The sequence below is a fragment of the Pelovirga terrestris genome, from assembly GCF_014773365.1.
Classification (GTDB): Bacteria; Desulfobacterota; Desulfuromonadia; order Desulfuromonadales; family Geopsychrobacteraceae; genus Pelovirga; species Pelovirga terrestris.
In genome coordinates, this window is sequence record NZ_JACWUN010000010.1 from 118,623 (window position 1) to 138,928 (window position 20,306).

The 20,306-nt window shown below is 46.8% G+C and carries 21 protein-coding genes; 19 read left to right on the top strand and 2 right to left on the bottom strand.

Annotation, left to right across the window (positions count from 1 at the left end):
* The first annotated feature begins 51 nt into the window (after positions 1–51).
* The 13 genes from lpxD to ICT70_RS10060 all read left to right on the top strand — a co-directional run bounded on the left by lpxD (position 52) and on the right by ICT70_RS10060 (position 13,057).
* Positions 52–1,098 (top strand): UDP-3-O-(3-hydroxymyristoyl)glucosamine N-acyltransferase, encoded by a 1,047-nt coding sequence (lpxD, locus tag ICT70_RS10005; RefSeq protein WP_191156131.1) that lies wholly within the window; start codon positions 52–54, stop codon positions 1,096–1,098.
* Positions 1,091–1,528: a 3-hydroxyacyl-ACP dehydratase FabZ gene (fabZ, locus tag ICT70_RS10010; protein ID WP_337906845.1), complete on the top strand. Its 438-nt coding sequence runs from the start codon at positions 1,091–1,093 to the stop codon at positions 1,526–1,528. Before lpxD ends, fabZ begins: the two co-directional genes overlap by 8 nt.
* Before the next feature lie 19 nt (positions 1,529–1,547).
* A complete protein-coding gene (gene lpxA / locus ICT70_RS10015; protein ID WP_191156135.1) occupies positions 1,548–2,321 on the top strand; it encodes an acyl-ACP--UDP-N-acetylglucosamine O-acyltransferase in 774 nt (257 codons plus the stop codon).
* Positions 2,322–2,401: 80 nt separating this feature from the next.
* The gene (gene lpxB, locus ICT70_RS10020; RefSeq protein WP_224746958.1) at positions 2,402–3,580 is read left to right on the top strand and encodes a lipid-A-disaccharide synthase; all 1,179 of its coding nucleotides are present in this window, start codon (positions 2,402–2,404) and stop codon (positions 3,578–3,580) included.
* A 4-nt stretch (positions 3,581–3,584) separates the two neighbouring features.
* Positions 3,585–5,315 carry a lipid A export permease/ATP-binding protein MsbA gene (gene msbA, locus ICT70_RS10025; RefSeq protein WP_191156139.1) on the top strand — a complete coding sequence of 577 codons (1,731 nt, stop codon included), beginning with the start codon at positions 3,585–3,587 and terminating at the stop codon, positions 5,313–5,315.
* Between the two features lie 5 nt (positions 5,316–5,320).
* Positions 5,321–5,986: a lysophospholipid acyltransferase family protein gene (locus ICT70_RS10030; protein WP_191156141.1), complete on the top strand. Its 666-nt coding sequence runs from the start codon at positions 5,321–5,323 to the stop codon at positions 5,984–5,986.
* Complete coding sequence (locus tag ICT70_RS10035) at positions 5,970–7,265, top strand: glycosyltransferase N-terminal domain-containing protein (RefSeq protein ID WP_191156143.1); 1,296 nt, start codon at positions 5,970–5,972, stop codon at positions 7,263–7,265. Before ICT70_RS10030 ends, ICT70_RS10035 begins: the two co-directional genes overlap by 17 nt.
* Positions 7,262–8,332 (top strand): tetraacyldisaccharide 4'-kinase, encoded by a 1,071-nt coding sequence (gene lpxK / locus ICT70_RS10040; protein WP_191156145.1) that lies wholly within the window; start codon positions 7,262–7,264, stop codon positions 8,330–8,332. The genes ICT70_RS10035 and lpxK overlap by 4 nt, the downstream gene beginning before the upstream one ends.
* Entirely contained in the window at positions 8,329–8,502 is a 174-nt protein-coding gene (locus ICT70_RS15255) for a Trm112 family protein (protein WP_420488580.1), read from the top strand. The genes lpxK and ICT70_RS15255 overlap by 4 nt, the downstream gene beginning before the upstream one ends.
* Positions 8,503–8,772: 270 nt before the next feature.
* Positions 8,773–9,840, top strand: a complete 1,068-nt coding sequence (gene waaF / locus ICT70_RS10045) for a lipopolysaccharide heptosyltransferase II (protein ID WP_191156147.1) — start codon at positions 8,773–8,775, stop codon at positions 9,838–9,840.
* An 85-nt stretch (positions 9,841–9,925) separates the two neighbouring features.
* Positions 9,926–11,044, top strand: coding sequence for a glycosyltransferase (locus ICT70_RS10050; protein WP_191156149.1), 1,119 nt, complete (start codon positions 9,926–9,928; stop codon positions 11,042–11,044).
* Between the two features lie 8 nt (positions 11,045–11,052).
* Positions 11,053–12,327, top strand: a complete 1,275-nt coding sequence (locus ICT70_RS10055; protein WP_191156151.1) for an O-antigen ligase family protein — start codon at positions 11,053–11,055, stop codon at positions 12,325–12,327.
* Positions 12,290–13,057, top strand: coding sequence for a glycosyltransferase family 2 protein (locus ICT70_RS10060; protein ID WP_191156153.1), 768 nt, complete (start codon positions 12,290–12,292; stop codon positions 13,055–13,057). The genes ICT70_RS10055 and ICT70_RS10060 overlap by 38 nt, the downstream gene beginning before the upstream one ends.
* A gap of 4 nt (positions 13,058–13,061) precedes the next feature.
* On the opposite strand, the gene ICT70_RS10065 is transcribed toward ICT70_RS10060, so the two are convergent.
* Positions 13,062–14,132 carry a glycosyltransferase family 9 protein gene (locus ICT70_RS10065; RefSeq protein ID WP_191156155.1) on the bottom strand — a complete coding sequence of 357 codons (1,071 nt, stop codon included), beginning with the start codon at positions 14,130–14,132 and terminating at the stop codon, positions 13,062–13,064.
* On the opposite strand from ICT70_RS10065, the gene ICT70_RS10070 reads away from it, so the two are divergent.
* Positions 14,126–14,851 carry a 3-deoxy-D-manno-octulosonic acid kinase gene (locus ICT70_RS10070; protein ID WP_191156156.1) on the top strand — a complete coding sequence of 242 codons (726 nt, stop codon included), beginning with the start codon at positions 14,126–14,128 and terminating at the stop codon, positions 14,849–14,851. The two genes, ICT70_RS10065 and ICT70_RS10070, sit on opposite strands and share 7 nt — an antisense overlap.
* Here the strand turns inward: ICT70_RS10070 and ICT70_RS10075 are convergent.
* The gene (locus ICT70_RS10075; RefSeq protein ID WP_191156160.1) at positions 14,848–15,939 is read right to left on the bottom strand and encodes a glycosyltransferase family 4 protein; all 1,092 of its coding nucleotides are present in this window, start codon (positions 15,937–15,939) and stop codon (positions 14,848–14,850) included. The two genes, ICT70_RS10070 and ICT70_RS10075, sit on opposite strands and share 4 nt — an antisense overlap.
* 187 nt (positions 15,940–16,126) lie before the next feature.
* Here ICT70_RS10075 and ICT70_RS10080 point away from each other — a divergent pair, with 187 nt between their 5' ends.
* The 5 genes from ICT70_RS10080 (at position 16,127) to ICT70_RS10100 (ending at position 20,108) form a co-directional block, all read left to right on the top strand.
* Complete coding sequence (locus ICT70_RS10080; protein WP_224746959.1) at positions 16,127–16,699, top strand: D-sedoheptulose-7-phosphate isomerase; 573 nt, start codon at positions 16,127–16,129, stop codon at positions 16,697–16,699.
* Positions 16,700–16,723: 24 nt separating this feature from the next.
* The gene (gene hldE, locus ICT70_RS10085) at positions 16,724–18,196 is read left to right on the top strand and encodes a bifunctional D-glycero-beta-D-manno-heptose-7-phosphate kinase/D-glycero-beta-D-manno-heptose 1-phosphate adenylyltransferase HldE (protein ID WP_191156162.1); all 1,473 of its coding nucleotides are present in this window, start codon (positions 16,724–16,726) and stop codon (positions 18,194–18,196) included.
* Entirely contained in the window at positions 18,189–18,761 is a 573-nt protein-coding gene (gene gmhB / locus ICT70_RS10090) for a D-glycero-beta-D-manno-heptose 1,7-bisphosphate 7-phosphatase (protein WP_191156163.1), read from the top strand. Before hldE ends, gmhB begins: the two co-directional genes overlap by 8 nt.
* A 41-nt stretch (positions 18,762–18,802) precedes the next feature.
* A complete protein-coding gene (locus ICT70_RS10095) occupies positions 18,803–19,714 on the top strand; it encodes a lysophospholipid acyltransferase family protein (protein ID WP_191156164.1) in 912 nt (303 codons plus the stop codon).
* A gap of 115 nt (positions 19,715–19,829) precedes the next feature.
* Positions 19,830–20,108: a ComEA family DNA-binding protein gene (locus ICT70_RS10100; protein ID WP_191156165.1), complete on the top strand. Its 279-nt coding sequence runs from the start codon at positions 19,830–19,832 to the stop codon at positions 20,106–20,108.
* Positions 20,109–20,306 lie beyond the last annotated feature (198 nt).

Sequence of the window (20,306 nt, forward strand, 5' to 3'; positions counted from 1 at the left end):
GCAAGATGAGAAAGATTATGGGTTACAGGGTACTAGATGGCAGGAGACCGAATGATGGCAACCTTGGCGGAATTAGCGACACTGGTTCAGGGTGAGGTACGGGGCGATCCGACTGTTCAGGTTGAACGGGTTGCCTCGATCGACCAGGCTACCGAGGGTGATATCACCTTTGTAGCGAACCCCAAGTATCTTGCGCGGTTAAAAGATTGTCGCGCCTCAGCGGTGATCGTTGCTCCGGGGGTGGCAGTCGGCGACCGTGATGTTCTTGTTGCGGCCAACCCGTATTTGGCCTTTGCCAGGGTTTTGGCCTTTTTGCATGGCAGCAGCGAGCAGAACCCAGGGGTAAGGCCGGGAGCGCAGGTTGCTGACAGTGCTACCATCGATTCAACGGCAACAATTTATCCTGGTTGCGTCATCGGTGAGCGAGTTGTGGTGGGGCCCAGATCCGTTGTCCATCCCGGCGTTTGTCTTTATGCGGATGTAGTTATCGGCTCTGATTGTCTTCTCCATGCTCAGGCGATAGTGCGCGAAGGTTGTCAACTGGGTGATCGGGTCATTCTTCAACCGGGTGCAGTAATTGGTTCCGATGGTTTTGGTTTTGCTCCTGATGGCTCAGGTTATTTCAAAATCCCCCAGATCGGGATTGTCGTCCTTGAAAACGATGTTGAAATCGGGTCTAACTCCTGTGTAGACCGTGCGACCCTGGGGGAAACCCGCGTACGACGCGGCACAAAAGTCGATAATCTGGTACAGATTGGTCATAATGTCGATCTGGGTGAAGATTGCATTATTGTTGCCCAGGTTGGACTTGCCGGCAGTTCGCGTATTGGCAACCATTGTACCTTCGGGGGGCAATCGGCTGTTGCTGGGCACTTGAAGGTGGGAGACCATATTACCATTGGTGCCCGAGGCGGTATCAGTGGCAATCTTGAAGCGCCTCACCAAGTGTTGTCAGGTGTTCCCTTGATGCCCCATAAGGAATGGTTGCGTTCTGCTATGACCCTGCCCAAGTTGCCGGAGATGCGTAAAAATTTACAACAATTGAAAAAACGCGTAACAGAGTTGGAAACCCTGCTGAAGGAGGATGGCTGTGCTTAAATTGAATATCCAGCAGATTATGGAAATTCTTCCTCACCGTTTTCCGTTTTTGCTGGTGGATCGGATTGAGGAAGTCGACCCGGGGAATAAGGTCAATGGCTACAAAAACGTGACCATCAATGAGCCTTTTTTTCAGGGGCATTTTCCAGGGCACCCGATCATGCCCGGTGTGCTGATCCTCGAAGCGATGGCACAGGTTGGCGGCGCATATGTTACGGTTGTCGATAAGATTGAAAAAGATCGTGTCACCTACTTTGTCGGTATCGACAAAGCCCGTTTCCGTAAACCGGTCATGCCTGGCGATGTCCTGCGTATGGAGATGGATCTGCTGTCGCGTCGACGTGGTATTTATCAGTTTCAGGGCAATGCCTATGTCGGTGATACCCTGGTTGCAGAGGCAGTACTGAAGGCAACCTTCGCTAAAAAATAATTTTGCAATGGAGTTATCCATGATCCATCCTACAGCCATCATCGCGTCGGGAGCCAAACTCCATCCAAGCGTTACCGTTGGCCCCTATTCCGTGATAGGTGAGCATGTCAGTATCGGTGCAGGGACAACCGTGGCCGCCCATGTGGTGCTTGAAGGACGAACAGAGATCGGGAGCTTTAACCAGATTTTTCAGTTTGCGTCGATTGGTGCTGTCCCGCAGGATCTGAAATTCAAAGGGGAAGAATCAACCCTGAAGATTGGTGACCGTAATCGCATCAGGGAGTTTACTACCATCCATCTGGGCACAGAGGATGGCGGCGGCGTGACGACTATTGGTAACGACTGTCTGTTGATGGCTTATTCCCATGTTGCGCATGATTGCATTGTTGGTAATCATGTGATTCTGGCCAACGCTGCGACCCTGGCCGGCCATGTCCAGGTCGATGATTATGCTATTCTCGGGGGCCTCTCTGCCGTTCATCAATTCACCCGGGTGGGCTGTCATGTTATGGCCAGTGGTGGCTCGATGATTGCCCAGGATGTTGCCCCATTCTCCATTGTTCAGGGGGATCGGGCAAAGACCGTAGGGCTTAATACCACCGGTCTCAAACGTCGTGGTTACAATGATGATGCCCTGGCAACCATCAAGAGGCTTTATAAGCTGGTTTTTCGCTCCAATCTTAAACTGGAAGAAGCAATTACGACCATCGAAACCGAATTTGACCTGAATGCTTCCGTGGTTGCAACGTATCTGAATTTCCTGAAATCAAGTGAGCGCGGGCTGGCCCGCTAAATCATCAACCTTTTAAAAAACAGAAGTAGTAAGGACCTGTTCCGGGGCCATGCCTTCTGTTTTTTTGTCGGATGCACATTTTGAGTATCTCTTCAGCCACATCGCGAGTCATGATTGTTGCCGGAGAATCGTCCGGCGACCTCCATGGCAGCAACTTGCTCAAAGCCGCAGCGGAGAAATACCCAAATATCCGTTTCTTTGGGGTTGGCGGCCGTCGCATGCAGGCAAATGGCTGTGATATCCTGATCCCTTCAGATGAGCTTTCAGTGATGGGGGTAACCGAGGTGTTGGGGCGATTGCCGGGTATTATCCTGCGCTTTCGTCGGTTAGCGGCGATTCTGAAATCGTCCCAGCCACCGGATCTGCTGGTGCTGGTGGATTTCCCTGATTTTAACCTGCGCCTGGCCAAGGTGGCAAAGCACGCCGGGGTGCCGGTTCTTTATTACATCAGCCCCAAGGTCTGGGCCTGGCGTTCCGGCCGGGCACGTACTATTGCCGAGCGTGTCGATCGTCTGGCATTGATCTTTCCTTTCGAACCCGAAATTTATGCGCCATTTAAGGTGCGCGCCGAGTATGTCGGAAATCCGCTGCTGGATGAATTTGCCGTACGTCCCCAAGGACTGAATATCCGAAAACAATTGCACTTATCTGCTGATGCGAAGGTTGTTGGCATTTTCCCTGGCAGCCGTCAGAGCGAATTGAACTATATTTTTGCCACCCTGGTGATGGCAGCAAAAAAACTGCACGAGGAAGATCCGCGCATTGTCTTTATCATGCCGGTGGCTCCTTCCTTGCAACGCAGTGAACTGGAAAACCGCATAAATGCTGTTGGTGTTACGTTGCCGATTTATCTGGTTGAAGAGGATATTTATGCGGTTGCTGATTCCTGTCAGGCGGTCTTGACCGTGTCGGGTACGGTGACCTTGCAACTGGCCCTGGTTGGTACGCCCATGGCGATTGTTTATAAGGTTGCGCCCTTGAGCTACGCCATTGGCCGACGACTGATCAAGATTCCCTTTGCCGGCCTGCCTAATATTATTGCCGGTCGCGACATTGTCCGCGAATTTATTCAGGATGATGCGCAGCCTGAGGCACTTAAAGATGAATTGTTACGGTTGCTGGATGATGTTGCTTATATTCAACAGATGCGTGACGATCTGGTCCTCGTACAAAAACGGCTGGGTGCTCCTGGATGCTCCATCAGGGTCGCCGATATGGTTGCCGAGATGGTTGGCCTCGAACTGAAAGAGGGCGCGTGACGGAATGAATAAAGAAAGAAACATCTATTTAAGGATTTTTTCCTACGCGGCCCCCTACAAGTGGATTATCGCCCTGTCGATGGGGGCGTCCCTCGGAGTGGCCGGTTCTGATGCCTTGATCGCCTACCTGGTGAAGCCATTTGTGGATGATCTGATCATCGCCGGAGACCTGGCTCTTGCTCAGTTGGTTCCCTTTCTGGTAGTTGGTATTGCTACGTTCAAAGGTGGCTCGCGTTATGTGCAGGAATATTATGTGCGTATAGCTGGGCAGCGTGCAATTCAAGATATTCGCAACGCACTTTTTGGACATACCATGCAGTTGTCCATGCGTAATTATGTGACCACATCATCGGGCAACTTGATGTCTCGCATCCTCAATGATGTAAATATGATGCAATCAGTACTCGCTGAGGTACTGATAACATTGCTGCGAGAACTGGTTACTCTTATCGTTTTGATCGGCTACGCTTTTTACCTTGATTGGCGGATGACGATATTCGCCTTTGTAGTGATTCCAGCGGCTGTTGTTCCTGCTGCGGCAATCGGCAGACAGATCAAAAAATACTCGCGCCGAGGACAGGCGGCAATGGGTGACCTGACTGCCGTGTTGGAACAAAGCTTTTCCGGTATCAAAGTGATCAAAGCTTTTGGAACAGAAAGTCAGGAAGTAAATAAGTTTGTCCGCGTCAATTCTAGATATTACTCTTTTATTCGCAGGACAATTCGTTATGCGGCGGCAACCTCACCCCTGATGGAAATTATGACATCTATCGGGGTGGCATTTGTTCTTTGGTATGGATTGAATCGGGTGATGGTAGGAGCCATTACCCCAGGTGAGATGTTCTCGTTGTTAACTGCGATTGTTTTGCTGTATACCCCCTTAAAACGTCTGACAAAAGTGAATAATACTATCCAACAGGCTCTGGGCGCTGCAGAAAGGGTATTTGAAGTGCTCGACAACGCCCCGGAAGTCGTTGATGCGCCGGATGCCGTTGAGTTGATCGAATGCCATGGCCAAGTAACCTTTGACAGGGTGACCTTTGCCTATGAAGAAGATCCGGTGCTGCGCGATTTTTCTGCGTCAGCCAGTCCTGGTGAGGTCATTGCTCTGGTCGGTCCCAGTGGCGCCGGCAAAAGTACCTTTATCGGTCTGCTCAACCGTTATTACGACCCGCAGCAGGGGAGCGTCCTGATCGATGGCATTGATCTGCGTAGCCTGACCCAGGAAAGTTTGCATCAGCATCTGGCCCTGGTGGATCAGGAAACCTTTCTGTTTAACGACACCCTGGCGAATAACATCCGTTATGGTAGCCCTGATGCTGATATGGCAGCGGTTAAAGAGGCGGCCAGACAGGCCTATGCCACCGACTTTATTGATGAGCTGCCTGATGGTTATGACACCATGATCGGCGATCGTGGAATACGTTTGTCTGGTGGCCAGCGTCAGCGCATCTGTATCGCCCGGGCGATTTTACGTGCAGCACCGATTCTGCTTCTTGACGAAGCAACCAGCGCCCTTGATACGGAAAGCGAGGCGATGGTCCAAAAAGCCTTAACCAACCTGATGAAGGATCGGACCACCTTTGTGATTGCCCATCGGCTTTCGACGATTATGTATGCCGACCGGATTCTGGTGCTGGAGCGCGGCTGCATTGTTGAAGAGGGGACGCATCAGGAGCTGCTGGGTCATAACGGCCTTTATTCCCGGCTCTACGAAGCACAATTCAGGAATTAAAACGGATGAAGCTTAAGGATAAATTGTTCATAGCCATTGTGCCCTGGTTGGGAGCCAAGCTGATCCGGTTCGTTGCGTTTACCCAACGGTCTGAGGTTTGTGGTGAGGATACTGTTCAGGAATTTTGGCAGCATGGAAAGCATGTCATCCTCTGTGCCTGGCATGATCAATTATTAATGATGGTTACTATTTACCAGGGGCCGGGAGCCAAAATACTGATCAGCCGTTCGCGCGATGGCGAGCTGATCGCACGTACCGTGTCATATTTTGGTCAGGGATCTGTGCGAGGTTCTTCTTCACGAGGGGGCCGTGAAGCTTTTCGTGAAATGTTGAAGTTCGCAGAACTTCCTGTCGATCTGGCCGTCACTCCAGATGGACCTAAGGGCCCACGTCGGCAGATAAAGGACGGAGTGCTCCAGTTGGCGCGGATCAGTGGTCGTCCAGTTGTTCCGCTGAATTATGTTTGCAGTCGCGGGCATCGTTTTCGTTCATGGGATCGTTTTCTTTTGCCTTCCCCTTTTGCGCGGTCGGTCTATTGCTACGGCTCACCGCAGTTTTTTTCACGTGATCAGCCGCTGGACGAATGTCGCCAACGATTGCAGCAGGCAATGGACGAAAACCAGCAACGGGCCGAGACCCATTTGGAGACTTACGGTGTATCTGCTGTATAACCTGGTTCTTTTTATTTCAGGTCTGGTTTTAATTCCTTATTATTGGCTTTATGGTTTTCGCCATGGTCGAAGCCACAGAAGCATAAGAGCACGTCTTGGATATTACACTGCTGATCAACTGAAGCATTTCGAACAAGCAATTATCTGGATTCATGCGGCCTCAGTTGGTGAGGCTCGGGCAGTGTTTCCGCTCCTGGAAAAGATTCGTCAGAAGCACCCGGAATATCAGATCTTGATGACCAATATGACGGAAAACGGGCACGCAATAGCTCAGAGTCATCCTGATATTGATATTTGTATTTTCCCACCCTTTGACCTAGCCTGGACTGTCGACAGGGCGCTTCGACAGATCAAGCCCGTAGCAATCTTGATTGCCGAAACAGAACTTTGGCCGAACTTTTGCCGTCAGGCCAGCCGATTTGATATCCCCTTGCTTTTGGTTAATGGCCGTATCTCGGACCGGTCTTATTCGCGCTACCGGTTAATCCGGTACTTTTTGAAATCATTATTTGATTCATTTTCTGTGCTTTGTATGCAATCGCAGGCAGATAAGGAAAGAATTGTAAGTCTCGGGGCGGATCCAGACAAAACTCTGAATACCGGCAATCTGAAATATGATCAAGAAATAATATCTGTTAATAGTGAACAGGTTTTTAATCTTAAACAACGCTACCGGGTACCTGAACAAGCCTTGTTGCTGGTTGCCGGGAGTACCCACGCCGGCGAAGAAAAACTTCTTATTCAGTCTTACTTGAATATTCGTTCAAGATTGGACAAAGATCTTTGTCTGATACTCATTCCCCGCCACCCTGAGCGACGACGAGAGGTCAGGAGTGTGATCAGGGACAGTGGGCTGGAATGTCGCTATCGGAACGATTTAACCGCAACAACTCCATTGCAATCTGCAAATGAGGTGCTGATTGTTGATACGGTGGGGGAAGTTCTTGATCTATATTCAATGGCTGACCTGGTTTTTATTGGCGGCAGTCTGGTTCCAGTGGGCGGTCACAATCTTTTGGAGGCGCCTCTGGTTGGAAAACCGGCGCTGTTTGGTTTGTACGTACAGAACTTTAAGGAGATAGCCAATAAGTTAATAAAATCAGGAGCTGGTATGCAGGCAACTTGCCCTGCTGAGCTCGAAAATATATGTATCAGACTGCTCAATGACCCGGTAACGCGTATGGCTATGGGTACCGCAGGGCAGGCGCTGATATTGGAAAATGCCGGAGCTGTTGAGCGTACACTGGAGCAGATAGACCGTACTGTGTCACTCACATGAGCCGATTGATTTCTTTTCATCAGAAGTTATTGTCTGATCCAACAGGCACTTTTCTGACGGGTCTGGTCTTTTCTTTCCTGATTCCGTTTTCTTTGCTCTATGGCGTTGGTAATTGGCTGCGTTTACTTTGTTATCACTATGGTTTATTGCCTTCGTTTGAATCGTCAATACCGGTCATTTCTGTTGGGAATTTAACCGCAGGGGGGACTGGCAAAACCCCGGTTGTTGATTGGTTGGTAAAACATTTAATGGAAAAAGGCTACCATCCTGCCATCGTCAGTCGTGGTTATGGTGGTCAATTTCGCGGTGAAGTGGGGTTTGTTTCAGACGGAAATCAAATTTTGATGAACCCGGTAGACTCCGGAGACGAGCCGGTTCTGTTAGCCCAGCGCAATCCACAGGTTCCGGTTTTGATTGCTCGCAAAAGAGTCAATGCGATAAAAGAGATAGAGCGAACGGCCTGTGCGGATATTATTGTTCTTGACGATGCGTTTCAGCATCTGGCGGTAAGGCGGGATGTCGATCTGGTTCTGGTGGATGCACTGCGTCCTTTTGGTAACGGATGGCCTTTGCCTGCTGGAAATCTCAGAGGATTTCGGCATGATCTTGAGCGTGCTGATATCATTTTGAGGACCAGATGTGCAGACGGGATGCTCGATCTTCATAGCAGGGTTCCCACTTTTCGATCTTTCCATTGCTTTGCCACGGAAGCTATTTCTCTAAACGGGGAAGTTGTTCCGATGGAAAAATTGAAGAGGTTTAAGCTAACTGCATTCGCTGGTATTGCTGATCCTGATGGATTTTTCTCAGCACTGGAAAAGTCCGGAATGCAGTTAATTGGAAAGAAATCACTCCCTGATCATGAAAATTATCCAGAGAAGATTATTGCCAAGATCAATAAGCTGAGTAAAACTTCAGATGCCCTTGCTACTACTGAAAAGGATGCAATAAAATTAAAGGCTAGTATGTTTCAGCTTCCCTGTTACAAGATATCTTTAAGTCTAAAAGTTTTAGATGTAAAAAACTTTTTGGCAGTAATCTTAGACAAAGTCAGGAGAAAAAAATGACAATTTCTTCAAACTTGTTAAAAATTTTGGTTTGTCCTGTGTGTAAAGACAAGCCTATCCATATTGAATCAGAGGACTTTCTTGTGTGCAGTATTTGTGGCCTGAAGTACGCGGTAATAAATGATATCCCTGTGATGTTTGTAGAAGATGAAAACATTTCTGCTTCTTAGTAATAAAATAGATCTATAAAATCGATATGGCTCTTCGTCACTTTGAGTGGGTAACGGAATTAGTGACTCACTATACCATTACCCACTCAAAGTGACGAAGAGCCTATATACATATGTGGTTGTTTTGGGTTAGGGGTGGTTTTAACTTATATAGGCGTAAAACACTTAAAAAAACACTTGAAAAAAGATTTATACACTTTTCAAGTGAAATTTTAAATAAGGATGATTCAAATTCAATGATTATGAAAACTTAAAATAAGAAATTGATCTATGAAAGTTTTATCTATAAATAATAGGCACATACCGGAACTTAAAAAAATTCTTGTTCGCGTAAATAATTGGATAGGCGATGCTGTCATGAATACACCCGCATTGGGTGCTATTCGTGAGAGTTATCCTGATGCAGAGATAGTCGTTGTTGCAAATCCATTGGTGTCTCCCCTTTTTTTGTCTCATCCCTATTGTGATCGTGTCATTATTTACGATAAAAAAAACGTAGATCGTGGAATCAGTGGTTTTGTACGTTTTGTTGTCAGGCTACGTAGAGAACGTTTTGATGCTGCTATTTTGTTTCAAAAAGCAATCGAAGCGGCATTGATGACCTTTCTAGCCGGTATTCGTGTGCGAATCGGGTACCTTACAGATCATCGTGGGTTTCTTTTATCTCATGGTGTTGAACTGACAGAAGATATAAAAAAACAACATCATACTCTCCATTTTATCTCTTTACTGCGATCCTGTGAAATTACGGGTGGCGATGGCCGCCAATTATTAAATGTAACAGACAACGAAAAGGCCTGGGCGCAACGTACTCTTAAAGAAGCAAGCTGGGTGGTCATTAATCCTGGTGCCGCTTATGGTTCTGCAAAAAGGTGGTTACCCCATCGTTTTGCTCAAGTAGCCGATGAATTGTCAAATCGTTTCGGTTTCCTAATTATGTTGATTGGTGGCCCAGGCGAAATAGAGATTGGTCAGGAAATTGAAGAGACCTGTCATGCCAAATTGACGAATTTTGTTGGTAAAACGACCGTACGTGAAATGATGGCCCTTATTTCTGCGTGCAGATTGATGGTTACCAATGATTCCGGTCCGATGCATGTAGCTGCGGCATTGGGTGTTCCTATTGTTGCAATTTTCGGATCAACTGACCATACAACGACATTTCCTGCAGGGGTTGCGCATAAAATTGTCAGAAAAGATTTTCCATGCGCACCCTGTCTGCTCAGGCAGTGCCCCATCGATCACCGCTGTATGATTGCAATAGAGGTTGAAGATGTTTTGTCTTCTGTCGATCAACTTATCAACGATGAAAACGTTGATTTTGGACGACAGGATTGAAAGTTTTTTATTTTTTCAATCAGTTATATTCTTCGTGCTTATCTCCCTGATTTTATTTGCTTTGTAGAAGGAAACATGAGTTTTTATGGCTCGAGAATGCGAAAAAAGCAAATTAAGAAAAATTTGTTTTTTTAATAGTCATCAAGAATGGGGGGGCGGTGAAAAGTGGCATTTTGATATGGCAAGTCGCCTTGCAGCTAAAAACTACTCTGTTGTCGTTGCAGCAAATCATAACAGTCGTCTTGCTGACAAAGTGAGAGGTGCCCAATTGCCTTTGTATGAGATTTCAATAAAAAATTTCAGTTTTCTCAATATAATTAAAATCATCAACCTCGCCTTGTGGATGAACCGAGAATCTTTTGACTGTATTATCATGAATCTTCCCTCGGATTTAAAAGCGGCAGGTTTAGCAGCACGCCTCGCTGGGATCCGTCGGATTGTTTATCGTAGGGGGAGCGCAATACCTGTACGTAATACCTTTTTCAATAGATTTCTTTTCAGGAAAGTTTTGACCGCAGTTATTGCTAATTCGAATGAAACCAAAAGAACCCTCTTGGCTCATAGTCCGAACATGCTGGAAAATGTCCGCGTGCAGGTTATTTATAACGGAATTGATTTAGCGCAATACGATAGTTCAGTGGATGGCTCCAATCTCTCCCGAGAACAATCAACTATTGTTCTCGGTCATGCAGGTCGTCTGTCTTCTCAAAAAAATCAGAAATTTCTTATTGATGCTGTCTCTCAATTAAAAAAGCAAGACACAAATTGTCATTTGAAAATTGCTGGTAGTGGTCCTCTGGAAGATGAGTTGCGCGCCTACGCTGACGCCAAGGGTGTTGCCGAGCAAATCGAGTTTCTTGGATTTCAGGATAATATTCGAGCCTTTATGGCGGGAATCGATATCTTTCTTCTAAGCTCTCACTGGGAGGGCTTTGGTTATGTATTAGTCGAAGCAATGGCGGCAGGTAGGCCTGTTGTAGCATTTAATTCCAGCAGTAATCCGGAAATAGTTATTGATGGATTAACCGGATATCTCGTTGATAATAAGTCTCTGGAACATTTTGTTGCAAAGATTATTGATCTCGCTGATGACCCAGCTAAAAGATATTTGTTTGGAAAGGCTGGTAGAAAGAGAGTTGAACAGGTATTTACCGAAGCCCGCTGCACGGAAAATCTAATTACCTTCCTGGAACAACTGAATTGAGTTCAACCTTGGACTATTTAAAGAAATTATTTTTGTCCGGAGCGTTGCTTTCTCTTGTCGCGTTTTTGTTTCCTATTGGCATGGGCACAATAAAGCATTGGACATCCGGACTTTATTACCTGGCTGTTGTTATTGCGCTGATAATTTTAGGCCGAGGTTGGGCTATGCCGGAGGGGAGGATTAAATGGTTTTTCGCTTTTATTCTGCTCCTCTTGGGAGTCGCTTTACTCAGTATGATCAACGCTGAAGATATGAGTTCCGGATTGCGGAGGCTTGAAAAAATGGTCGGCTTTTTATGCCTTGTTCCCCTGTGCCTTGCGATCGATAAAATCAAGCTTGATTTATCACGACCCTTTCTGTTTGGTCTGCTTGTGACTGGTCCGGTGATGGCTGCTATCGCCTATTATTCAGTCCATGTTCAGGGTCTGGCGCGGGCCAAGGGGCACTATTATTCTATCGCCCTGGGGGATTTATCGGTTCTTCTTGCGATACTTGTTTTCATCGCGCTGATGGTAGGTCGATTGTCGGGCTGGCATGCCTGTTTTGGTGTTTTTGCAATTCTATGTGGTCTTTATGCTTCTATGATGTCCGGAACTCGAGGTGCGTGGCTTGCATTGCCTATTGTTGTTGTATTTGTTCTGTGGTTGTTGCGACATCGACTTAATAAATTGAACCTCGCTATTTCTGTCGCTGGTATTGTCATTGTGTTGTTTGTTGGTCTAGCGGTCATGCCGAATCAGATTGTTGATAGATTGACTGATTCCCAGCAAAATATAGAAGCATTTCTTGATCTGAAGGAAACGGATACCTCAGAAGGCATCAGGCTGCTTTTGTGGCGTACAGCTATTGAAATCTGGCTGGATAATCCGCTGATCGGTACGGGATTGGGAGATTTTCGTCAAGAGACCATTGCAAGAATAGAGGAAGGCACCTTGTCTCTGAATAAGGACTGGGGGCATGCACATAATATTTTTCTTGATACGTTGGCGACGATGGGGACTTTAGGTTTGCTGGTTTTTATGATGACTTTATTTGTTTTGCCGGCCCAAATTCTTTTCAGGATCGGCGTCGCTAGGGAGAAAAAAACATCAGATTTTCCTGTTATTGCCGGTTTGGCATCACTGCTTTGTTTTGGCGTTTTTGGTTTAACCGAAGGGTGGGTAGCTCGTTCACCGATGCTGACAGTGTATCTGTTTTGTCTTGTCGTGTTTTTAACATCCGCCAAACTGGCCGGTAGGGGTAACTATGGCAACCTTGTCGATTGTCCTAATAACCAAGAATGAAGCGGACAAGCTTGATGCTTGTCTTGAGAGTGTTTCCTGGGCTGATGAAATTGTGGTATTTGATTCCGGCAGTACGGACAATACCCTTGAAATAGCCCGGCGTTTTACGGATCGTGTTTATGAAGAACAAATCTGGCCCGGTTTCGGTCCGCAGCGCCAAAGGGCACAGGAAAAGGCAACCTGTGACTGGATTATGATGATTGATGCCGATGAGGTTGTTACGCCGGATCTGCAAGAAGAAATACAACATGCCGTAGCGCTCAATGATCAATCAAAGGTCTATGCGGTGCCGCGTTTGACGTGGGCCTTTGGTGCCTATATCCGCCACAGTGGATGGTATCCTGATTATGTGGTACGGCTTTATCCTAAGCACCTAGCAACCTACGATGATGCTATGGTTCATGAGAAGGTTGTTTTTGGTGAAAACATGCAGGTTGTAAAATTACGCGGGAACCTGCTCCATTTTACATTCAGGGATTTAGAGCAATGGATCAACAAGACTGCGCGGTATTCTGCAGCGTGGGCAGAGGAAAAATATCGCCAGGGGAAGCATAGTACGATATTTGATGCTGTCAGTCATGCTGCTGTTTACTTTATAAAAGCATTTTTTATCCGTAAGGGGTTCCTTGATGGGCGTGCGGGCTTTGTTCTCGCAGTGCTTGGTGCTTATTCCAGATTTATCAAGTATACCGATCTTTGGCTTCGTCAAAGAGAAAAAAATACCCAGTAATTTTTTATATGATTATTTTAGGGCCTAGCACCTGGTCTATATTCCGAGCGACATCATCAAAAAAAATTAAATTCATGGCATCTGGATTCCTAACCCTTTTCCCCCAAGGAACTTCGTTGACGTCCTTTCCAAATTCCCTCTTTATGGCTTCGGGATATCGGTTTACCGTCAGGTGTCGATAGTTATATGGACCTGTCCTTTCCGGATTGGAAGAAGCATAAAGCCCGATGACAGGAGTATTTACCGCGTTTGCTATATGAGCTGGTCCGGTATCAGGTGAAACGACGAGAGACGCTTTTTGCAAAACAGCCATCAGTTCTTTTAAATTGGTTTTACCAACCAAATTTAATACGTTGATGTTGGTTTTATCTTCAATTGTTTCAGCAAATGTTTTTTCAGCGGCGGAAGGGCCACCAGTAAGGACTGTCGTTGCCCCATATTTGTTGGCAACATATTCTGTCAAACGTGCATAGTTTGTTGCATCCCAATTTCTCCAGTTTCGTGCACGAATACTTGATGAGGGGTTAATGACAATAAAAAAGTTGTTTTTCCCCAGCCATTGATCCGCTTTTTTGCATGCGTCATCCGGGACAGGAATATCCCAATTGATTAGTTCATCTGAAATTCCTAAGAATTTTGTGTATTCAAAAAATCCGTCAAGAACATGCTGTCGATTTGTTTTCGGGATGCGATAATTTGTGAAAAGCCACTGAAGATTCTTGCCTCTGCTTATATCAAAACCTAATTTAATGGGTGAAGGAATTAACAAGCAGGCAAAGCTGGCACGGATGGAGGCCTGCATGTGCAAAAGGACATCATACCTACGGTTTTTAACCTGCTGGTGCAATCTTAGATATTCCGATAGTCCTTTTGTTTTATCAAAAATAAGAAATTCAATGCCTGGAATGTCGCCCACAAGAGTATGTTCCGTTTTACCAACAATCCATGTTATTGCAGTTTGCGGCCAGAAGTTTTGAATAGACCTCACTACAGGGACAATATTAGTAACATCGCCGATCGCGGATAATCTCAATATACACAGGCTTTTTGGAGGAGTACTAAAATCTAATGCCATTGAATGTAATTTCCGAGAGAGTAATTTTAGGTAATAGTAACATCATCTTTGATCCTCAATTATTAGATAAACCATTTATTGAGCTGTTTTCAGCAGAATTTTTGCACCACCAGAAACTTTCTAGCGCCATTGCGTGTGGCCGGGGAGAGGTCGTCTTTTTCAACTTTCAAGGGCAAGAGTGGGTCCTCCGGCATTATCGACGTGGTGGGTTAATGGCACGATTTAGTTCGGATAGATTTATTGGTTTAAAGGCCGAAACTTCTCGTTCATGGAAAGAGTGGCAGTTACTATTATACATGAACAAGCTTGGACTGCCGGTACCACGCCCTGTAGCTGCGCATACCATGGTGAAATTGTATACATACACGGCTGATCTTATAACAGTCAGAATACCAGGGTCTTCCCCCCTCGCGGCAATTTTGCAAATTCGGCAGATAGAAAAAGAACTGTGGTTCGCAATAGGTGTGTGCCTTCGTCAATTCCATGATTGTGGGGTTTTTCATTCAGATTTAAATGCTAAAAACATCCTAATCGATCAAAATAATAAGGTTTATCTAATCGACTTTGATCGCTGTAGTATGAAAAAATCCGCTTGGTGGAAGAAATATAATTTGGCCCGGTTGAAGCGTTCCTTGGATAAGTTTCTTGCCGGCTCAGCACAATTCAACTTTCACTCGACGGACTGGGATGCTCTTTGTGAAGGTTATGATCAGCCTTAACCAGACATGAGGTCGTTATAAATCGCGAGTGTTTGGTCGACCGTAGTTTGATTTTTAAAATGATCAATAATCCTTTTTTTTGCGTTGTCACCGAGAGTTTTTCTCAGCATTGGGTTCTTCATTAAACTAATAAGTGCAGCATGTAGTGCCCTGGCATTTTTAGGTGGTATCACAATGCCACTTTCACCGTCTACCACTAACTCGGTATTTCCCCCGATTGCAGTAACAATAGGGACAACACCGTAAATCATAGATTCAATAACGACTTTAGACAGCCCCTCCTTTTTTATAGAGAGTAATACGGAAACATCGGATGCCGCCATAAGGGCAGGAGCATCTCGTCTAAATCCCGTAAGATGGAAGTTGTTTTTTAAGGGGCTCTGATTTATTTTTTTTATTAAGGCAGAGCTGTTCATGTTTCCAACAAGTAAAATATGCAAATTTGTATCTGCTGGAAATAATTTTGTAGCCTCTACGAGAAATTCAATTCCCTTGCCCGGTCGGTAGTTGGCTGCACAGCAAACCACGAAAGCGCTTTCGGGAATACTGAATTCTTTCTTTAAATCAGCAGGTTTTTCGTTATACCAGGATATATCGTGACCCTTGTAAACAGTAACGACCTTCTCAGGCTTGATTCGTAATGAAAGTAGCCTCATATTTAGAAAATATTTCCGAATAGCTTCGGATACACATATGATTTTATCCACACGGGGATGCAGATACGTGGTCCATGATGCCGGGTCAAAAAAACTCACATTTCCAACCGTTCCTCGATAGCAAATAATTTTAACCGGAAGTCCACGTGAAGCAATAATTCCATTTGAAGCAGCTTTGTTGTTAAACAAGTGCAAGATATCGATATGGTTTTTCTCGATAAAGCTTCTGATTTCTGATATCCCGGTAGGATCGAACCGCCCCTTTAAAGAAAGATTGGTTACCGGGACTCCGGCATCAATTAGCCGTTTTCTGTGCGGGGCTTCTGGGGGACACATGATTTCCATATGGAACCCTGATCGATGAAGACCGATAAACATTTCAGTTTCTGGAATGTCACTATGGGAGGTTATGCATAGTACATTGATACTCATCTTGTCACCTAAAGTGCCAGAAGTGAGATTGGTGCTCACGAAATAAAAGTAAAAAGCTTTGATGCAGACAGTTTTGTAGCTGGTGTGTTTTGTGGTAGAGATGTAATAATTTTTGTGGAGGATATTGTTTGCCATGCTTTAATGTCAAGGCTGGCGTTGTTTTGCTGATGTTCTGGTGGAGGTTTTTTTGAAAGATTTTATACATAATCACTTTAAACGACACGCTGAAGTGGTGGAAATGGCAGAAAAAAAATTGACCCCAGCCATCATTTCCACTGTTACAGTTATTGTTGCGGCCTTGAATGCCGGCAAAAAACTTTTGATCATGGGCAATGGTGGTTCCGCTGCCGATGCCCAGCATTTTGCCGCCGAGTTTGTCGGGCGCTTTCTGCGCGAACGCCGTGCCCTGCCGGCTATTGCCCTGACCACAGACACCTCGTTGTTAACAGCGGTCGGCAACGATTTCGGCTTTGATCAGATTTTTAAACGTCAGGTCGAGGCCTTGGCGCAACCTGGCGATGTCGTCATAGGTATTTCTACCAGCGGCAATTCCGCCAACGTGGCTCTGGCGATGACGGCAGCACAACAGCTCGGCTCTACAACCATCGGGCTGTTGGGACGTGATGGCGGCATCATTACCCCGCTGTCCGATATTCAGTTAACGGTTCCAGTGCAAGAAACCCCCCACATCCAGGAAGCCCACATCACCATTATTCATCTGATCTGCGATCTGGTTGAACAGGCGATTTGTTCCGAATAAGGCGCAGCAGGAGACAGCTCAATAATGAAACCTAATCAAGTTGAATCTTTTCTGGCTCGTCTGCCTGACTTGCGTGTTCTCGTCATTGGCGATCTGATGCTGGATGAATATATCTGGGGGCGCACCGAGCGGATCTCGCCGGAAGCACCGGTCCAGGTTGTTGATGTTGTTCGTGGTGACCTGCGTCTGGGGGGTGCCGGCAACGTGGTGAACAATCTGTTGACCCTCGGTTGTCAGGTTGATGTGATCTCGGTATTGGGGGAAGACGAGGACGGTATCAGTCTGCACCGGATGCTCGAGAAAAAAAAGATCGGTACTGGCGGAATAGTTTTCGAGCAGCAGCGCACGACCAGTCGCAAAACCAGGGTTTTGGCCGGCAACCAGCAGATGTTGCGGATCGACCGCGAGAGCCGTGAACCAATTGTTGAAACTACACAAGCGCTGTTGATCAAGCGTGTGCGTGAGATGATTCCCTCCTGTCAGGTGGTCCTGGTGTCTGACTATCTCAAAGGGTTGTTGACCGAGGGTTTTCTCAAAGAAATTATTGCTATAGGTATCGCTGCCGAGGTGCCTGTGGTCATTGATCCGAAAGGGGACAATTACGACAAGTACCAGGGTGCGACCTTGCTCACGCCGAATCGTAAAGAGGCGCAGATTGCTTCAGGCATTGTTATTACCGATGAACAGAGTTTGTTGCGCGCCGGGCGTTTATTGCTCACGAATCTACAGCTTGACGCCCTGGTGTTGACGCGCAGTGAAGAGGGGATGAGCCTGTTTTCGCGCGATGGTAGCGAAATCCACCTGCCCACTGAGGCGCGTGAGGTGTTTGATGTCTCAGGTGCCGGCGATACGGTGCTGGCGTTGTTGGGGTTGGGGCTCGGTGCCGGTCTGTCGCTAGCAGATACCGCACGCATTGCAAATCTTGCAGCAGGAATTGTGGTCGGCAAAGTCGGCACCTCCACCGTCAGCAGTGAAGAGCTTATCGATGTAGCCGGACGACTCACGGGTGACAGCGACGCTAAAATCAAACATCCCGATATTTTGTCTGTGTTGCTTAAGCGTGAACGCCAGTTGGGTAGAAAGATTGTTTTTACCAATGGTTGTTTTGATCTGCTCCATGTCGGCCATGTCAAATACCTGCAAAAAGCACGAAATCTCGGAGATCTGTTGATTCTAGGGCTCAATTCTGATGCTTCGATCAGGCGGCTTAAAGGATCAAAACGTCCGCTCATCAGTGAAGAAGAACGTGCCCATTTGCTCGCGGCGCTTAAATGTATCGATTATGTCGTTGTGTTCAATGACGATACGCCACTGGAACTGATTCACGTGTTACGCCCGGATATCCTGGTCAAAGGAGGAGATTACTCCCCTGATGACGTTGTTGGTAAGGAGCTTGTCGAAAGTTACGGTGGTCGGGTTGACATCATTCCTTTTGTCGATGGCAAATCAACAACCAACATCATTGAAAGAATTCTCGAGCAGTACCGTGATGAATGAGAGTAAAGGTCGCGCAGTCTTTCTTGATCGTGACGGTACTATCAATATTGAAAAAGAGTATCTTCATCGACCCGAAGACCTGGAATTTATACCCGGTGCCCCTGAAGCTATTGCAAGATTGAACAAGGCCGGTTTCCTGGTGATTGTTGTGACCAACCAGTCGGGAGTGGCCCGTGGTTATTTCAGTGTAGATGATGTCCACCGGATCCATCGGGTGATGCAGCAGCAATTGGTTGATCAGGGTGCCCATATTGATGCTTTTTATCTGTGTCCTCATCATCCGAAGGAGGGGCTGGACATCTATCGCGTTGACTGTGATTGTCGCAAGGGGAAACCGGGAATGCTGATTCAGGCCGCTGCCGAGTGGGATATTGACCTGTCTACTTCCTTTATGGTGGGAGACAAAGAAAGTGACCTGCTGGCAGGAATCGCCGCCGGTTGCCATCCGTGTCTGGTGACATCAGGATACGGAGAAAAATATCGCGCCTTTGCCCTGGCCAACAACATCGATGTGTGCAACGATCTTGGGCAGGCCGTTAGTCGTATTTTTGCTAAATCCAGATAATGTCATATCTGTTGATCTATCTGGTGCAATGAAAATTAACGATGAAAAAAAAAGGTAAAAATCGCCCGCTGGTCGGGTTTATGTTTCGGATGGTGATTCGCTGTCTTTCCTGCTTTTCTCTCAAGCAGGCACACCATTATGGCATCATCATCGGCTGGTGCCTGTGGTTGTTGCCCAATTCTCTCAAAGCTACCACCAGAGACAATATCCGCTATGCCTATCCGGATTATTTGCCTGGTCAGCGCCATCGCTTAATCAGGACCAGCCTCATCGAGCTGGGTAAAGGCTTCTGTGAGTTGGGCGACCTCTGGTGCTGGCCGCGGGAAAAGCTGCTCCCCCTAGTTCAAGATGATGGTGGGGTTGATACAATCAAGGAGGCATTGAAACGGGGTAGGGGCGTTATCGTTTTATCTCCGCACCTGGGCGCCTGGGAGTTGATGGGCTGGTATTGGTCGATCCATTTTCCCATCACCAGTCTTTATCGCCCACCACGGGTCAGATCGATGGCTGATTTCATGCGCCAGGTGCGCCAGCGTGAGGGAGCTAAGCTGGTGCCGACAGAGGTCAGCGGTATCAAGGCTCTATTTAAGGCATTGAAGAACAATGAAGTGGTAGGGATCCTGCCCGATCAGGATCCGGGTAAAAAAGGCGGGGTGTTGGCGCCATTTTTCAATCATCCGGCCAACACGATAACCCTGATATCCAAACTGATCCGGAAAGCCGGCGCACCGGTGTTTTTCACTTTTGCAGAACGACTGCCAAAAGGAGCGGGTTATAAAATTCATGTGATCGAAGCTGGTCGGGGACTCGACGCAAGCGATGAGCAGGAGGCCGCCAGAATATTGAACCGGCAGATTGAGCAATGTGTTCAGTTGGTGCCGGCACAGTATCTGTGGTCTTACGGGCGCTATCGCAAGGTAAAACAACACTTGAGACGGCAGCAACTGCAGTAAGCTGTTATCGGCAAAAAAAATATTCCATGTTTTAATCAAAAATGCTAACGTTCCACTGTTGCGGAGGGGGGCCTACCTGTAATGGCCAATCTTAATTCAATTCAGGAGAGCTATCATGGTCAACGTCAAAAGGTTTTTTGTTGCTTGTCTGGTTGTGTTCACTTTGTGTGTTGTTGGGCAGCCGGCGTTCAGTCTGGAAAAAATCAATATCAACACGGCGAGTGTTGAACAGCTAACTCAGTTAAATGGTGTCGGCCCAGCTACGGCACAAAAGATTGTTGATTATCGACAAGAGAAAAAATTCAGCAGCATTGATGAGCTGACGAACGTAAAAGGGGTTGGAGAGAAAACCCTGGCGAAGTTTCGTGATCAACTAACGGTTGAAGACAACTAAGTCCATCCAACCGATTATCCGGCCACTCACGCAACGCTGACGGGAGGGGGTGATACCCCTCCCGTTTTTTTTACGTGCGCCCGGCAGGGCGCGTGGTGCTCAAGCACCATCCATTTGGCTGTGGTGACCAAATGGTGACTTGGAGGTGAAAGTCCTCTGCGGACCCTGATGACGGGAACCGCTAGCCGAACGGCAAGG